The sequence below is a fragment of the Microbispora sp. GKU 823 genome (genome assembly GCF_002027145.1).
Taxonomy (GTDB): Bacteria; Actinomycetota; Actinomycetes; order Streptosporangiales; family Streptosporangiaceae; genus Microbispora; species Microbispora siamensis.
This window is the reverse complement of sequence record NZ_MWJN01000002.1, coordinates 119,289-133,692: the sequence shown is the minus strand read 5'-3', so window position 1 is coordinate 133,692 and position 14,404 is coordinate 119,289. Positions and strand designations below refer to the sequence as shown.

Sequence of the window (14,404 nt, the reverse complement as noted above, 5' to 3'; positions counted from 1 at the left end):
AGAATGGCGGAATGACAACAGGGGGAGCCTTGCGCCGACGGCCCGCACAGCGCCGCAGTCAGGAGCGGGTCGAGCGCATGCTGGACGAGTGCGCCCTGCTGCTCGACGAGGTGGGGTACGCCGCCCTGACCACCAAGGAGGTCGCCCGCCGCGCCGAGGTGCCGATCGGGACCTTCTACCAGTTCTTCACCGACAAGCAGAGCCTGGTCCGCGCGCTCGCGCTGCGGAACCTGGAGGCGTACCTGGACCGAATCGCCTCCCGGCTGGCCGCCGCGCCGCTGTCCGACTGGACCGGCGTCGTGGACCTGGTCGTCGACGAGTTCGTCCGCATGAAGCGGACCACGCCCGGCTTCGGAGTGGTGGACTTCGGCGAGGTGCTCGCCGCTCCCGGCGGGCCCGCCCTTCCCGGCACCCAGCGGATGCTCGACGAGGCGCTGGAGAACAACGTGGTCGTCGCCGACCGTCTGCGTTCTCTCATCGTGGATCTGCTCGGCGTGGTGCCGGGCGACGGCCTGTCGCGCGCCTTCGTTGTCGCCGTGGAGGCCGCCGACGCCGTGCTCAAGCTGGCCTTCCGCGCCCACCCCGACGGCGCCCCCGACCTCATCGCCGAATGCAAACGCCTCGTCCGCCGCTACCTCTCCGACCACCTCCGGTAAGCGCCTATACGTCTGTACGCGATCGGGCTCGTGCTCGCCACGCCTGCTCTGAGCGACCGAAGCCCGCAGGCGCTTGTGCTCTGTAGTCGAACCGCACGGACGCCGCCACACGCGTCACCCCTTGGGATCAACTTCATAACGCCACCACATCCGCCGCGTTGTAGTCGAGTGGCCGACGTCGAAGGCAGCGGGCTCAGCTCTGAGTCGAGTTGCCGGTGGCGATAACGGCCTGGCTACTGCGGAGGAACGAGGCGGCGACGGTCGCCGGCTGGTCGAGGTATCCGGCGACCATGGCGCCATCGCGAATCAGCATCAGGTCGTCGGCGACGTCTCCGGAATTCGCGATACCGAGCGGGGCGATGAGCTGTTCGAACGTCCTCTTGTTCCAGCGGCGATGCGCGTCGACGACCTTGCGGACCGGGCTGTCCGGGTCAGGGTATTCGGCGGCGGCGTTGATGAAGGGGCAGCCGCGGAAGCCGGGCGCGCAGGCGATGATCCCGATCGCCTCGGAGATCACCCGCAGGGTGGCATCGACATCGCCGTTGCCCTGCTTGATCGCCTCATCGATGCCGTCTCGCTCGAGTGCGGCGCGGCGTTCGAGGTAAGCGACGACGAGGTCGTCCTTGCTCTTGAAGTGTCGGTAGAACGTCACCTTCGTCGTGCCGGCGAGGTCGATGACCTTGTCGACGCTCACCGCGCGGAGCCCGTGTGCGTAGAACAGCTCGGTCGCCGCCTCAAGGAGGCGCTCACGCATGGGGCTGTTCATGCTCGAGATCATACGCGTCCCTTCTCTTCGCCCCTTGCGCCGGACCTCACCGCCGGGCTACCGTCACCTCAGGTAGAGTTACTAGTCATTCTACCTACTCCCCCTAGCGAAAAGAGATAGAGAATGACCACCGTCACTGATGTGAACGCCGGTCGCACTGCCGCGGCGTTGCGGAACCTCTACGTGGTGCGATTCGGATTCGCCCTCATCTGGGCGGTCCTGATGTTCGTCACCGGGCCGGCTACTGGCCCAGTGAGTGTGGCACTGCTCGTGATCTACCCGCTGTTCGACGTCGCCGCGGCCATCATCGATCTGCGTTCCTCGCAAACCGCGCGCCCCGCCGCAGCCCTGTACGTCAACCTGGCCCTCAGCCTGCTCGCCGCCATCGGCCTGGCCGCCACGGCCACCTCGGGCGTGCCCGCGGTACTGCGGGTCTGGGGTGCTTGGGCGATTACCGCCGGGATCGTGCAGCTCATCGTGGCCGTCAGCCGCCGCAGGCTCGGCGGCCAATGGGCGATGATCCTCAGTGGTGCGATCTCCACGATCGCCGGGACGGGGTTCATCCTCCAGGCCGGTACGCCGACCGCGTCGCTGACAAGCCTCGCCGGGTACGCGACCGTCGGCGGCGTCTTCTTCCTCATCTCCGCTCTGCGTCTGCACCGCACCGCGAAGAGCACTGAACCCCGCCCCGCTGCCGAAACTGCCAGCCGCTGACCACGGTGTCCGCGCCCAGGGCGTACGCGACCGGCACCGTCGGCAGGGCCAGGAAGCGGGGGACAGGCATGACTCCTGGCGGTCAGTCTCGCGATGCCTCCGTCGCGGCCAGGAGCTCTGCCAGAGCCGGATGGACCCGTCCCGGCTCGATCGTCGTGATCGAGTGGGTCGCGACGCCGTTCACGACGAACGGGTCCTCGGCGCTGATCCGCTCGATGGTCTCGCGGTCCACGCCGCAGGCCAGGATGGCCCCGCCCTGTGACGACGGCACCGTCTGCCCCGACACCAGGAAGACGCCGTCCGCGTGGTGCCGTTCGAGATAGCCGACGTGATCGCGAACGAAGGGAGCGGCGTCTTCCTCGGAGCCCGTGTAGTTCACGATCAGCAGGTGCAGCATGCCGCCATTCAAGCAGCCCGGCCGGCCAGGAGGCGGGTAGTGATGTCCGCCAGGCGTTCGCCCTGGTAGCGGGCCGCTGCGAGGGTCTCCTCGGACGGGGTGCCCGCGCCGCCCCGGTGGGCGGTGCCGTACGGGTTGCCGCCCGCGGGGTACACCACCGGGTCGGTGTAACCGGGCGAGACGATGATCGAACCCCAGTGGTGGAAGGTGTTGTAGAGGGCGAGGATCGTCGACTCGTTGCCGCCGTGGGCGTTGTGGGCGCTGGCGAAACCGGTGGCGGGCTTGTCGGCCATGACGCCCTGCTGCCAGATGCCGCCCGTGGTGTCGATGAACTGCTTGAGCTGTGACGCGATGTTGCCGAAACGGGTCGGCGAGCCGAAGGCGTAGGCGTCCGCCCAAACCAGATCGTCCAGTGTGGCGACCTCGACGTCTTTGGCGGCCTCGATGTGTTCGCGCCAGGCCGGGTTGGCGTCGATGGCGGAGTCCGGGGCCAGCTCGGGGACGCGGCGCAGCCGGACGTCGGCACCGGCCTTCTCCGCGCCCTCGGCGACCGCCTTGGCGAGCTGGTGGACGTTGCCGGTGGCCGAGTAGTAGATGACCGCGATCTTGGCACTCATGGTGACGTCTCCTCCGAAGTGACGACGATCAAGCGGATAGTTATCCGGTTCGTTGGCAGTAAATCGGATAACTATCCGGTTTGCAACCCCGGAGGTGGATCACTTCAGGTAGCCTCGGGAACATGCCCCGCACCGAGCTTCCCGTCACCGGCCAGGCCCTGCCGGAGCGCGCCGACGCCGCCCGGAACCGGCGGAAGATCCTCGACGCGACCGCCCGCCTGATCGCGGAGCAGGGCCCGGAAGCCGTCACCATGAACGCCGTGGCGCACGCCGCGGGCATGGGCGTCGGCACCGTCTACCGCCGGTTCGGTGACGTGAGCCGCCTCCTGTTCGCGGTGCTCGACGACGGCGAACAGCGCTTCCAGCAAGCTTTCATGTCTGGTCCACCGCCCCTTGGCCCGGGCGCCCCGCCCGCCGAGCGGCTGCGCGCCTTCCTCCACACGGTCGCCCATCGGATCATCGAGCAGGGCGAGATCATGGCGGCGGCGGAGAGCGCCTCACCGGGAGCCCGCTACCAGAGCGGCGCCTACCTCACCATGCACACGCATGTGTCCATGCTGCTGCGCGAGATGAGACCCGAATCGGACCCCACGATCCTGGCCCATCTGCTGCTCGCGCCGTTCGTGCCGAGCCTGTTCGAGCACCTCACGGTCGAGTGCGGTGTGACGGAGGACCAGATCAAGGCCGGCATCGACAGCCTTCTCGGGCTTTAGCGGCGCCCGTCACCGGGCGCCCGCCCGCGGGCGGCCTCGCCGATCACGCCGACTCCGGTGGCGGGGGCCGGTTCGTGCCGCCACCGGAGGTGCCATGCGATGGTCAGGCGGGGGCGTCGAGGCGGGCGATCTGCTCGTCGTCGAGCTTGACGTCGACCAGGAGCTCTTCGAGCTGGGCGACCGAGCTGACGCCGACGATCGGGATGATGTCCTGCGCCCGCAGCCAGGCGAGCACGACCTGGTTGCGCGTCGCGCCGAGCTCGCCCGCGACCTCGTCCAGCACGGCGAGCCGCCTGGTGGTGCCCGGGTGGTCGTAGTGCTCGGGCAGCGGCTTTCCGGCGTACGCGCCCGCAAGCAGCGAGGTGTAGACCCACAGCGTCAGGTCGCCCTCGGAGCGCACGTAGTCGAGCAGCTCCTCGGTGACCAGGGTGTGCCCGCCCTCGGGCAGCCGTACGCCGGGGCGGGGGCGAAGGTAGGAGTGGCGTAGCTGCACATTGCTGTACCGGGTGCCGCCACGGGCCGCCGCCAGTGAGCGGGCCCGCTCCAGCCGCCACACCGCGTGGTTGCTCGCGCCCACCTCCTTGGCCTTGCCGGCGAGCACCAGTTCGTCGAAGGCGGCGACCGTCTCCTCCAACGGCGTGGACCTGTCGTCGATGTGGGCCCAGTACACGTCCACGTGATCGGTGCCGAGACGCCGCAGGCTGCCCTCGATCGCGGCCCGGATGACACCGGCGGACAGACCCTCGGCGGCGTCGAGCGTACGGGCGCCGGGCACGGACGGGCGGGCGCCGCACTTGGTGCTGATCACCACCTTGTCCCGGTTGCGCCGGGAGGCGAGCCACCGGCCGATGGTGGCCTCGCTCTCGTCGCCGGTCGCGCCCTCCTGCCAGAACGGATAGTTGTTGGCCGTGTCGAGGATCGTTCCGCCGCCTTCGACGAAGCGGTCGAGGATGGCGAACGAGGTCGCCTCGTCCACGGTGGTCCCGAAGGGGATCGTTCCCAGAGCGATTCTCATGCCGACCACCTTGCCGCCTGGAGCGCACTCCAGCACAAGCGGCTCTCACCGGCGGCGGGTGAGGGCCTTGCGGCCGCGTGCCACGATGGTCTCGACGTCCGTCAAATCGCTCATGTCGCGGGCGCTCGCCAGTGCCTCCTTCGCCGCGTCGTAGGCGTCCAGGACCGCGTTCCAGTCCACCTCGCCGGTCCGGTCCGTCAGGCTGTCGATCTCCTCGCCCAGCCGGGTCACGTTCTCCTCCTGCACGCGTCTGGCGTCCTCGAACCGGACCGCTCTCGCGGCGGCCTGCTCCCTGGCGATTCTCCGCCGCCGCACCCGTGCCGTGGTCAGCCCGACGACGATCCAGAAGACGACCAGGCCGGCGATGCCGAAGAAGACCAGCCAGCCGACGGACAGCCGGCTGGAGGACCCCGACAGGTCGATGTCCTGGGCGAAGTCCTGCTTCAGCCCGGTGACCTCGGCGCCTTCGAAGGTGGCGCCCCGCAGTTCGGCGTCGCTCAGATCGGCGTCGGTCAAGATGGCCTTGCGGAAGACCGCGTCCCGGTACTTGCCGCTGTGGAGGTACGCCCGGTCCATCCTGGCGCCGGTGAAGTCGGCCTGGTCGGCCGTGACGCTGATCAGCTCCGCGTCCCTGAGGTCGGCGCCGGCCAGCTTGGCCTGCGTCAGGTTGGCGCTGCCGAGCGCCGCGTCCGACAGGTCGGCCCGGGACAGGTCGGCCCCCACGAGATCGGCGCTGCCGAGCTTGGCGCGCCGCAGCCGCGCGCCCCGCAGGTCGGCGCCCTTCACGGAGCGAAGGCCCGTTCCGACGGCGGAGACGTCACGGAGGATCGCCCGGTTCAGCCTGACCCCCGTCAGGTCGACGCCGTCCAGCTTGGCGCCGGTCAGGTCGGCGCAGCTCAGGTCGTCGGGGAAGTCCGTGACCGCGGTCAGGTCCCAGCCCCGGTAGTCCTGACCGCTGCCGGGCTCGCACGACGGGTCCGGCGCCGGCAGGAACCTGGGCACCCCCCTGCTCCCGGCCAGCCGGGCATCCCTGACGTCCCGCAGGTCGGCCCCGGCGAGGTCGGCCCCCCGGAAGTCCGCGCCGGTCATCACCGACTCGTACAACTGCGCGCCGCTGAGGTCCGCCTGCCGCAGGACGGTCTTGATGAAGGTGGCGCCGTAGAGCCTGGCCTTCGCCCCCTTGACCCGCCTGAGGTCGGCCCGGCGCATGTCCGCACCGTAGGCGGCGGCGTCGGTCAGATCGACGCCGACCAGCTTCGCGTCGTCGAACTGCGCGTCGTACGCCTTGGCCCGCGCCATCGTGGCCCCGCTCAGGTCGGCCCCCTCGAAGTGCGCGTAGTAGGGCGAGGAGTCGTCCATCGTCGCCTCGCGCAGGTCGCTGCCGCGCAGGTCCGCGTAGTACAGCTCGGCCTCGGACAGGTCGGCCTTGCGCAGCCTCGCCCCGGCCATCTGGGCGTACCCGAGGTGGGCCCCCTTGAGCGAGGCTCCGCTCAGATCGGCGCCGACGAGCGGGCTGCGCACGGTCAGGCCGTCCAGCTTGGCGCCCCGGAGGTCCGCGCAGGACAGGTCGGCGGGCAGCGCCATCCGGGTGAGGTCCCGGCCGGCGAGGTGCGGGCCGCTGCCGGGGCGGCAGGGGAGGCGGTCGCCGGGCGTCGCCGCGGCTGCCGGGGTCATCGGGGTCGACAGCAGAACCGCGGCGGAGAGGGTCACCAAACCGGCGATTGAGCGGGGGATGCCGGGCATTTCTCACTGGCTCCATCGGGGACGCCGCCCGTACGCTCCCTGGGAGACGCGGGCACCGGATCGTACGTGGCAGGACCTGTTATAAGTCGGCGAGTTGCGAGCCGCTTGCGAAACGCCTGCAGGGACGACCCACGTGTACGCGAAAGCCTTCATGCGTGCGAGATTCGATGTGACAGGATCAAAGACGTGGCCGTGTACACACCTGGACAGGTCGTCGAGGAGACCGGTTTCAGCCTCGACACCCTTCGGTACTACGAACGGATCGGGCTGCTGGAGCCGGTCGGCCGTAACGCGGCGGGCCAGCGGCGGTTCACCGAGGACGACGTGAGCTGGCTCGGCATGATCCGCTGCCTGCGGGACACCGGCATGCCGATCGCGGAGATGCTGCGCTTCGCGCAACTCGTACGGCAGGGCGAGCACACCATCGGGGACAGGATCGCGCTGCTGGAGGAGCACGACCGGAAGGTCGAGGCCCAGGTCGCCGACCTGCGCCAGAAGCAGGGCGCGATCCAGCGGAAGATCCAGTATTACAAGGACGTGCGGACCATGCGCGACATGCTCCCCGACTGCGAGCAGGCCTCCTGAGCGCACGCGGTGCCCGGCCCGCTCGTGAGCGGGCCGGGCACCTGACTCACGTCGTGCGGTACGCCTCGGCCTGGAGGTTGTAGAGGTCGGCGTAGAGGCCGTCGAGGGCGATCAGTTCCTCGTGCGTGCCGTGTTCGCGGACCTTGCCGTGGTCGAGCACGTAGATGCGGTCGGCGTAGCGGACGCTGGCGAGGCGGTGGGTGATGAGCAGCACGGTGCGGCCGTCCGCGTGCTGCCGGATCCGCTCGAACAACGCGTGCTCGGCCCTGGCGTCGAGGGCGGCCGTGGGTTCGTCGCAGATCAGCAGGGGCGCGTCCCGGTAGAAGCCGCGGGCCACCGCGATCCGCTGCCACTGCCCGCCCGACAGTTCTTGGCCGTTCTTGAACCGGCGGTCGAGCAGCGTGCGATAGCCGTACGGGAGTTCGGCGATGACCTGGTCGGCGCCGGCGACCTCGGCGGCGCGGACCACCTCGGCCTCGCCCTTCTCCATGCCCATCGTGATGTTGTGGCGGGCGGTCAGCGGCCACCGGGTGTGGTCCTGGGCGATGACCGCGATCCTGCGGCGCAGGCTGTCGGGATCGACCTCGGACAGGTCGACGTCGTCCCACCGGACGCGGCCGCCGTCCGGCTCGTACAGCCCGGCGAGGATCTTGGCGAGGGTCGTCTTGCCCGAGCCGTTCTCCCCGACGAGGGCCACGACCTCCCCGCGCTCGATGCGGACCGACACCCCGCGCAGGGCGGGCGACGGCGCCGCGGGATAGGAGAAGGTGACCTCCTCGACCGTGATGCGGCCGAAGTCGTCGGGGGCCGTCCGGTCGCGGGCGGGCGGGATGCGGCCCTCGGCGTGCGCGATGAAGTCCAGGAAGTCGGTGAAGTAGAGCCCCTCCTCGTAGAGCCGGTTCGTCGCGTACATGAAGTTCGACAGCGAGGTCTGGCCGGACCGGATGGCCAGCACCGCGGTGCCGGCCACTGCGAGGGCACCGCGCCCGCCGCGAGCAGCAGGCCGAGCGCGACGTAGACCGCGCCCTGCCCCAGGCCGCCCAGCGCCTCGCCGAGGACGCGGGCGACGGTCTGCCGCCGCGCGAGGTCGAGCATGACCCGCTGCTCGCCCCGGGCGACCGCGTTGAACATCCGCAGCAGGAAGCCGCGCATGGTGAACGTGCGGACCTCGGCCGCGGTGTCCTTGTCCGCCAGCAGTTCCTCGATGATCCACTTGCGCCGTCTGGCCGGGACGAGTACCAGGGCGGTCGTGTAGCGCATCCTCGCGGCCCGGACGGCCGCCCAGGCGTCGGGGACGACCGCGAGCAGGAGCAGCGGCAGCAGCACGGGGTGCAGCACGCCCAGCACACCCGCCGCGGCCACGATGCCGACCAAGCCGGACAGCGTGTCGATGGCCGTGCTCACGACCATCTCGGCCATCTGCATGCCGCGCATGCGGGCCCGCTGCAGCGCGTCGTGGAACTCGGGGTCGTCGAAGCAGACGAGGTCGACTTGGCTGGTCAGCGTGTAGAGGCGCTCTTCCGTGATCCGGCTGACCTGCGGTTCGAGCCGGGACTGGGCCCACCCGGCCCCGGCCTGCAGGGCCGTGCGCGCGATGGCGGCCAGGCCCACGAGCAGCAGGCTGGGCAGCGCGGCCCGGACCCGGTCCGGGGTGGGGCCCGCCTGGAACAGCGCGGTCAGCACGCCCGTCGTGGCGAGCAGGCCGAAGGCGGTGAAGACGCCGCCGAGTGTGCTCAGCGTGACCGTGGCCACGGTGTCGCGGGGACTCGCCTCCCAGGCGATGCCCAGCGCCTGCCGGATCAGCCGGGGCAGCCGCCGCGCGACCGTGAGGAAGCCCAGCCCCGCCATCGTGCCGTAGTGTCGCGCCCATTGCGGAGACTCGACGTCCGCCATGTCCGGCAGGTCGTCCTCCGACAGATGATCTGGTCCCCCCTGTTGTGTGACCGTCATGCCTGCAGTGTGAGCGCCCGCGCCGACAATTTCTCGGGGCTCCTTCGCGGCGGCGGCCTTGACGCACGCCCCTAACACCTCGCCAGGGCCCGTATGCAGAGACGTTATCGGCACAAACTTGACGGCGTGCCGGTGGAAGTGGGTTGATGGGGCCTGCTGACAACGTTGTCAGCCATATGTGTCTTCGGGGGCCCGAAATCCTCGTGAAAAAGCCTGAAAGGAATGTTGCGATGAGACGACGGTGGATGGCGGCCGTCGCGGTCTCTGTTGCAGGTCTGCTCACTCTTTCCGCCTGTGGTGGCGGTGACAAGCAGGAGAGCGGAGGCGGTCAGGCCGCGCAGAAGAAGGTCGAGGTCTTCTCGTGGTGGACGGGTCCCGGTGAGGCCGACGGCCTGAAGGCGATGCGTGAGATCTTCGCCAAGCAGAACCCGAACTTCGAGTTCTTCGACGCCGCGGTGGCGGGCGGCTCGGGCGACCAGGCCCGCGCGCTGCTGTCGAGCAAGCTGCAGGCCAACCAGCCCCCGGACACCTTCCAGGGCCACGCCGGCGCCGAGCTCCAGGGCTACATCAAGAGCGGCAAGCTGGAGTCGCTGAACTTCCTGTACGACGAGCTGAAGCTGAAGGAGGTCTTCCCGCAGCAGCTCATCGACCAGATCTCGGTGCAGGGCCAGGTGTACTCCGTGCCGGTGAACATCCACCGGTCGAACGTGCTGTGGTTCAACCCCTCGGTCCTCAAGAAGGCCGGCATCGACGGCGCGCCGAAGACCATCGAGGAGTTCATCACCGACCTCGAGAAGGTCAAGAAGTCCGGGAAGATCCCGCTGTCGATCGGTTCGCAGTGGACCCTGGTGCACCTGCTCGAGTCCGTACTGCTCGGCTCGCTCGGCACCGACGCCTACAACGCCCTGTGGACGGCCAACGCCGACTGGTCCAACGCGAACGTGACCAAGGCGCTGGAGAACTTCAAGACCATCCTGTCGTACGCGGGCAGCCCGCAGGACGACTGGCAGCCGGCGGCCAAGCAGGTCGCCGACGGCGAGGCGGCCTTCAACATCATGGGCGACTGGGCCTATGGCTACTTCCACAACCCGCCGGAGGGCGGTCTCGGCAAGGAGTCGCACAAGGACTTCGACTGGGCCGCGTCGCCGGGCACGGACGGCACCTTCATGTGGCTGTCGGACAGCTTCACCCTGCCGAAGGGCGCGCCCAACCGCGACGGCGCGATCGCGTGGCTGAAGGTGGCCGCCAGCAAGGAGGGCCAGGACGCGTTCAACCCGCTGAAGGGCTCGATCCCGGCCCGCAAGGACGCCGACCAGTCCCTCTACAAGGACTACCTGTCGTGGGACCTGGAGCAGTGGGCGAGCGACAAGCTGGCCGGCTCGATCCAGCACGGCGTGGTCGCCAACGACCAGTGGCGTCAGGCGATCACGGACGCGGTCGGTCTCTTCCAGCAGGACAAGGACGTCGCCAAGTTCCAGCAGGCGCTGGTCGCGGCGGCCAAGAACAGCGGCCAGTGACCTGATCTCCTCGTACGCCCACGCTGGGTCCACACGGCGTGGGCCGTACTTGACTTCTGAGAGGTACAAGTGACGCGGGTGCGCAGATGGCTGCCCGGGCTACTCCTGGTGTCGCCGTCGATCATCCTCATCGCGGTCTTCGTGTACGGCCTGCTGGGCTGGAACTTCAAGCTCGCCATGACCGACAAGCACGACGAGATCGCGGAGATCCCCGGCAACTTCGTCGGGCTGGAGAACTTCACCGGCATCTGGAGCGAGGAGCGCTGGGGCCTGTCGGTCCGGCACGCGATCGTCTTCACCGTGGTCTTCGTCGGCGGCGCGCTCGTCCTCGGCTGGCTCCTCGCCTTCCTGATGGAGAAGGGCATCCGGGCGGAGAGCGGCTTCCGCGCCGTCTACCTGTTCCCGATGGCCGTCTCCTTCATCGCCACCGGCGTGGTCTGGCGGTGGCTGATGAACAGCGCGACGGGTGAGCAGGCGGTCGGGCTCAACCGGCTCTTCCACTACGTGGGGCTCGACTTCCTGCAGTGGCAGTGGTTCCGCGACCCCGACTGGGGCATGGCCGCCATGGCGATCCCGGCGATCTGGCAGATGTCCGGATACATCATGGCCTTGTTCCTCGCCGGGTTCCGGGGCGTGCCCGAGGAACTGCGGGAGGCCGCCCGGGTGGACGGCTGCAGCGAGTGGGGGGTCTACCGGCACGTGGTGCTGCCGATGCTGCGCCCGGTGACGCTGTCCGCGCTGATCATCCTCGGCCACATCTCGCTGAAGGTCTTCGACCTCGTCGTCGCGGTGTCGGGCAAGCAGATCATCACCGACGTGCCCGCGACGTTCATGTGGACGGCGGTCTACGACTCCCACGACCCGGCGAAGGGCGCGACGATCGCGTCCTACATCGTGCTGTCCGTCGCCGTCTTCGTCGTGCCCTACCTGATCTGGGACGCCCGTAAGGGGAAGCGTTGATGACCGCGCACGTCGCCGAGAAGGCCCCGCGCACTGCGCCCGCCGCCCCGGTCCGCGAGAAGGGCCGGGCCGGCACGTGGGTGCGGCTCGTCCTGCTGCTGCTGTTCGTCCTGGTCTTCCTGATCCCGGTCTACGTGCTCCTGGTCACGAGCTTCAAGCCGCTCACCGAGGCCGATCCCACACAGGCGTGGAACCTCCCCAAGGTGTGGACGACCGAGGCGTGGAGCGTCGCGTGGGAGAAGCTCGAACCCGGCATCGTCAACAGCTTCCTGCTCGCGATCCCCGGATCGCTGATCTCCGCCGCCCTCGGGTCGCTGAACGGGTACGTGCTGTCCAAGTGGCGCTTCCCCGGCGCCGACGTGCTGTTCACGCTGTTCCTGTTCGGCATGTTCATCCCGTACCAGGGCGTGATGATCCCGCTGGTGCAGCTCATGGTGAACGTGGGCGACGCGCTCGGCGTGCAGTTGTACGGCGGCATCCCGGGCCTGGTACTCGCCCACGTGGTGTACGGCATCCCGATCTGCACGCTGATCTTCCGCAACTACTACGTCACGATTCCCGACGAGCTCATCGAGGCGTCCCGCGTCGACGGCGCGGGGATGCTGCGTACGCTCTGGTCGATCGTGCTGCCGGTCTCCGGCCCGGCGTTCGCCGTGGTGATCATCTGGCAGTTCACCTCGATGTGGAACGACTTCCTGTTCGCGGTCTTCCTCACCGGGCCGAGCTCCTGGCCGACCACGGTCATGCTCAACAACATCGCGGGCGCCGTGACGACGCCGTACAGCCAGCAGATGGCCGCGGCGATCCTGGCGTCCATCCCCACGATGATCATCTATGTGCTGCTCGGCAGGTTCTTCATGCGCGGTCTCATGGCGGGCGCGCTCAAGGGCTGACTCTCAGGGGTCGAGGCGGCCGGCCACCAGCGCGTCCCCGAGAGGGGTGCGCCGATAGAGGACCTGCCGCCCGACCCGGGCGCGGCGACCACCCGGCCGCGCGCCAGCGCGGTCAGGTGGCCGCCGGCCGTCCCGAGCGCCAGCCGAGGCGGGCGCGAGCTGCGTGGTGGTCGCCGGGGTCTCCAGCTCGGCCAGGATCCGGGCCCGGGACCTGCCGACCAGTCCGGCGAGCGCCCTCGCGCCGCCCGCCCGCGGCTGCGCCGCCGCCACCCCGCGCGCCGGATACACCAGCGCGTACGGCCACGCCTCGTCGAGGTAGGCGATCACCTTGCGGACGAAGAGGCTGGGCAGGAACAGCAGGCCCCGGCCGCCCAGCCGGTGCCGTTCGTCCCGGTCGCCTGAGGCCGCCACCTCGATGCGGGCCGCTTCGGGTCGCCAGCGCACCCGCGGGCCGAGGTCGCCGAGCGCCGCCGCCCAGCCGTACGTCGCCAGCCGCCCGGCCCGCTGGATCACGTCGCGCTCCAGGATCGCGTGGAAGCGGGGCCACTGCGGCGCGACCAGCTCGGTCCAGGTGCGCTCGAGCCCGTCGGCCAGGAGCGCGACCACGTCGTCGTCCTCCAGGACCTGCCTGATCTCCGCGGGCGGAGGCGGACGGCCGTCCAGCGACATCGCGATCTCGGCCCGGGCCCGCTCCAGGGGCGTCGCCCGCATCGCCGCGATCTCCTCGGCGAAGGCGACGTTGACCCCGGGGGGCGGCGGCGCGATGAAGTCGGCGTTGTAGGCACCCTGCCGGAACAGCGCGACCAGCGCCCGCGCTCCCGGGCTGCCGGAAAGCAGCCGGGCGAACCGGGGGCGCGCCGTCTGCGCCCAGGACGCGTGCGCGCCCGCCTGCATCCGCCCCGACAGCACCCACATCGCGTGCATGGTCTCGTTGAGCGGGGAGATCGCGAAACGGCTGGCGGCGACGTCCTGCGGGCTCACCTCGATCCGATACACGCGTGCTCACCCTTCGGCCATTTCCGAAACGTTAGCGCGGCCGGAGGCGGCACGCCGAGCATGGGCGCCGGGAGGTGGGCCGTGACCGTGGCCGCGAACCAGGAGAGATCGACGTTCCGGGCGTGCTTCGCCGTCGCGGAGTTCCGTGTGCTGTTCGGGAGCCAGCTTCTGCTGGTCCTGGGCGACACGGTGAAGATGCTCGCGTTCTCCGTGCTCGTCTTCGCGCGGACGGGGTCGCCCGGGCTGGCCGCGCTGGCGTACATGATCGGGTTCCTGCCGCAGGTGGCGGGCGGGATGCTCCTGCTGTCGCTCGCCGACCGGTGGCGGCCGCGGACCCTCATGGTCGCGGGCGACCTCCTGCGCGTGGCCACGTGTCTCGTTCTGGGTCTCGGCGACCTGCCGATCGGGGTCATGCTGGCGCTGGTGTTCGCGGCGGGCGTGCCCACACCCCTGTTCTCGGCCGCGCGCAGCGCCGTGCTGCCCGACGTGCTGGCGGGGGGACGCGTACGTGCTCGGCCGCGCCGTGTTCACCACGACCTCGGCGGGCGCGCAGGTCGCCGGACTGGCCGTCGGCGGGGGTCTGCTCGCCGTGACGGGCCCGCACAGGGCGCTGCTGATCACCGCCGCGCTCTCGCTGGGCAGCGCGGCGCTGACCCGGTTCGGGCTGCGTGACCGCCCGGCGCGTGCCTCGCGCCGGGCCGGGGCCGTACGGACGACGCTGCGGGTCAACCGGGCGCTGCTGGCAGACCGCGCCGTCCGGGGACTGCTGCTGGCCGGGTGGCTGCCGCCGATGCTCTCGGTCGGCGCGGAGGCCGTCTACGTGCCGTACCTCACGGGTGAGGGATCGGCGTGGGGCGCGGGGGTCGTGCTGGCCGCGGCGGC

Annotated in this window: 15 protein-coding genes; 8 read left to right on the top strand and 7 right to left on the bottom strand. The window is 70.1% G+C overall.

Annotation, left to right across the window (positions count from 1 at the left end):
* Positions 1-11 precede the first annotated feature (11 nt).
* Complete coding sequence (locus tag B1L11_RS02170; protein WP_143736827.1) at positions 12-656, top strand: TetR family transcriptional regulator; 645 nt, start codon at positions 12-14, stop codon at positions 654-656.
* Positions 657-849: 193 nt separating this feature from the next.
* Here the strand turns inward: B1L11_RS02170 and B1L11_RS02165 are convergent, their stop codons facing one another.
* Entirely contained in the window at positions 850-1,422 is a 573-nt protein-coding gene (locus B1L11_RS02165) for a TetR/AcrR family transcriptional regulator (protein ID WP_256862155.1), read from the bottom strand.
* A gap of 123 nt (positions 1,423-1,545) precedes the next feature.
* Here B1L11_RS02165 and B1L11_RS02160 point away from each other — a divergent pair, with 123 nt between their 5' ends.
* Entirely contained in the window at positions 1,546-2,136 is a 591-nt protein-coding gene (locus tag B1L11_RS02160; RefSeq protein ID WP_079312640.1) for a hypothetical protein, read from the top strand.
* A gap of 82 nt (positions 2,137-2,218) precedes the next feature.
* Here B1L11_RS02160 and B1L11_RS02155 read toward each other — a convergent pair whose 3' ends face one another.
* Together B1L11_RS02155 and wrbA are read right to left on the bottom strand one after the other, a co-directional pair.
* Positions 2,219-2,533 carry a YciI family protein gene (locus tag B1L11_RS02155; RefSeq protein ID WP_079312638.1) on the bottom strand — a complete coding sequence of 105 codons (315 nt, stop codon included), beginning with the start codon at positions 2,531-2,533 and terminating at the stop codon, positions 2,219-2,221.
* Between the two features lie 8 nt (positions 2,534-2,541).
* A complete protein-coding gene (gene wrbA / locus B1L11_RS02150) occupies positions 2,542-3,150 on the bottom strand; it encodes an NAD(P)H:quinone oxidoreductase (RefSeq protein WP_079312636.1) in 609 nt (202 codons plus the stop codon).
* Positions 3,151-3,272: 122 nt separating this feature from the next.
* On the opposite strand from wrbA, the gene B1L11_RS02145 reads away from it, so the two are divergent.
* The gene (locus B1L11_RS02145) at positions 3,273-3,863 is read left to right on the top strand and encodes a TetR/AcrR family transcriptional regulator (protein ID WP_079312634.1); all 591 of its coding nucleotides are present in this window, start codon (positions 3,273-3,275) and stop codon (positions 3,861-3,863) included.
* Positions 3,864-3,966: 103 nt separating this feature from the next.
* Here B1L11_RS02145 and B1L11_RS02140 read toward each other — a convergent pair whose 3' ends face one another.
* Entirely contained in the window at positions 3,967-4,878 is a 912-nt protein-coding gene (locus B1L11_RS02140) for an aldo/keto reductase (RefSeq protein ID WP_079312891.1), read from the bottom strand.
* A gap of 45 nt (positions 4,879-4,923) precedes the next feature.
* Positions 4,924-6,621: a pentapeptide repeat-containing protein gene (locus B1L11_RS02135; protein ID WP_079312632.1), complete on the bottom strand. Its 1,698-nt coding sequence runs from the start codon at positions 6,619-6,621 to the stop codon at positions 4,924-4,926.
* Between the two features lie 186 nt (positions 6,622-6,807).
* Between B1L11_RS02135 and B1L11_RS02130 the strand changes: the two genes are divergently transcribed.
* Positions 6,808-7,206, top strand: coding sequence for a MerR family transcriptional regulator (locus B1L11_RS02130; protein WP_079312630.1), 399 nt, complete (start codon positions 6,808-6,810; stop codon positions 7,204-7,206).
* Positions 7,207-7,252: 46 nt separating this feature from the next.
* On the opposite strand, the gene B1L11_RS53685 is transcribed toward B1L11_RS02130, so the two are convergent.
* Positions 7,253-7,903 (bottom strand): ABC transporter ATP-binding protein, encoded by a 651-nt coding sequence (locus B1L11_RS53685; protein WP_306291586.1) that lies wholly within the window; start codon positions 7,901-7,903, stop codon positions 7,253-7,255.
* A gap of 1,483 nt (positions 7,904-9,386) precedes the next feature.
* Between B1L11_RS53685 and B1L11_RS02120 the strand changes: the two genes are divergently transcribed.
* The 3 genes from B1L11_RS02120 (at position 9,387) to B1L11_RS02110 (ending at position 12,526) form a co-directional block, all read left to right on the top strand.
* Positions 9,387-10,673 carry an ABC transporter substrate-binding protein gene (locus B1L11_RS02120; protein ID WP_079312628.1) on the top strand — a complete coding sequence of 429 codons (1,287 nt, stop codon included), beginning with the start codon at positions 9,387-9,389 and terminating at the stop codon, positions 10,671-10,673.
* A gap of 78 nt (positions 10,674-10,751) precedes the next feature.
* The gene (locus B1L11_RS02115; protein WP_306291585.1) at positions 10,752-11,633 is read left to right on the top strand and encodes a carbohydrate ABC transporter permease; all 882 of its coding nucleotides are present in this window, start codon (positions 10,752-10,754) and stop codon (positions 11,631-11,633) included.
* A complete protein-coding gene (locus tag B1L11_RS02110) occupies positions 11,633-12,526 on the top strand; it encodes a carbohydrate ABC transporter permease (RefSeq protein ID WP_079312624.1) in 894 nt (297 codons plus the stop codon). The genes B1L11_RS02115 and B1L11_RS02110 overlap by 1 nt, the downstream gene beginning before the upstream one ends.
* A gap of 3 nt (positions 12,527-12,529) precedes the next feature.
* Here the strand turns inward: B1L11_RS02110 and B1L11_RS02105 are convergent, their stop codons facing one another.
* Complete coding sequence (locus B1L11_RS02105; protein WP_079312622.1) at positions 12,530-13,522, bottom strand: transcriptional regulator; 993 nt, start codon at positions 13,520-13,522, stop codon at positions 12,530-12,532.
* Between the two features lie 81 nt (positions 13,523-13,603).
* On the opposite strand from B1L11_RS02105, the gene B1L11_RS47840 reads away from it, so the two are divergent.
* Positions 13,604-14,194 (top strand): hypothetical protein, encoded by a 591-nt coding sequence (locus B1L11_RS47840; RefSeq protein WP_218670843.1) that lies wholly within the window; start codon positions 13,604-13,606, stop codon positions 14,192-14,194.
* The last annotated feature ends 210 nt before the right edge of the window (positions 14,195-14,404 follow it).

Coding starts and splice junctions, on each gene's coding strand:
- B1L11_RS02170 (WP_143736827.1), top strand. CDS start 12: ATGACAACAGGGGGAGCCTTGCGCCGACGGCCCGCACAGCGCCGCAGT.
- B1L11_RS02165 (WP_256862155.1), bottom strand. CDS start 1,422: ATGAACAGCCCCATGCGTGAGCGCCTCCTTGAGGCGGCGACCGAGCTG.
- B1L11_RS02160 (WP_079312640.1), top strand. CDS start 1,546: ATGACCACCGTCACTGATGTGAACGCCGGTCGCACTGCCGCGGCGTTG.
- B1L11_RS02155 (WP_079312638.1), bottom strand. CDS start 2,533: ATGCTGCACCTGCTGATCGTGAACTACACGGGCTCCGAGGAAGACGCC.
- wrbA (WP_079312636.1), bottom strand. CDS start 3,150: ATGAGTGCCAAGATCGCGGTCATCTACTACTCGGCCACCGGCAACGTC.
- B1L11_RS02145 (WP_079312634.1), top strand. CDS start 3,273: ATGCCCCGCACCGAGCTTCCCGTCACCGGCCAGGCCCTGCCGGAGCGC.
- B1L11_RS02140 (WP_079312891.1), bottom strand. CDS start 4,878: ATGAGAATCGCTCTGGGAACGATCCCCTTCGGGACCACCGTGGACGAG.
- B1L11_RS02135 (WP_079312632.1), bottom strand. CDS start 6,621: ATGCCCGGCATCCCCCGCTCAATCGCCGGTTTGGTGACCCTCTCCGCC.
- B1L11_RS02120 (WP_079312628.1), top strand. CDS start 9,387: ATGAGACGACGGTGGATGGCGGCCGTCGCGGTCTCTGTTGCAGGTCTG.
- B1L11_RS02110 (WP_079312624.1), top strand. CDS start 11,633: ATGACCGCGCACGTCGCCGAGAAGGCCCCGCGCACTGCGCCCGCCGCC.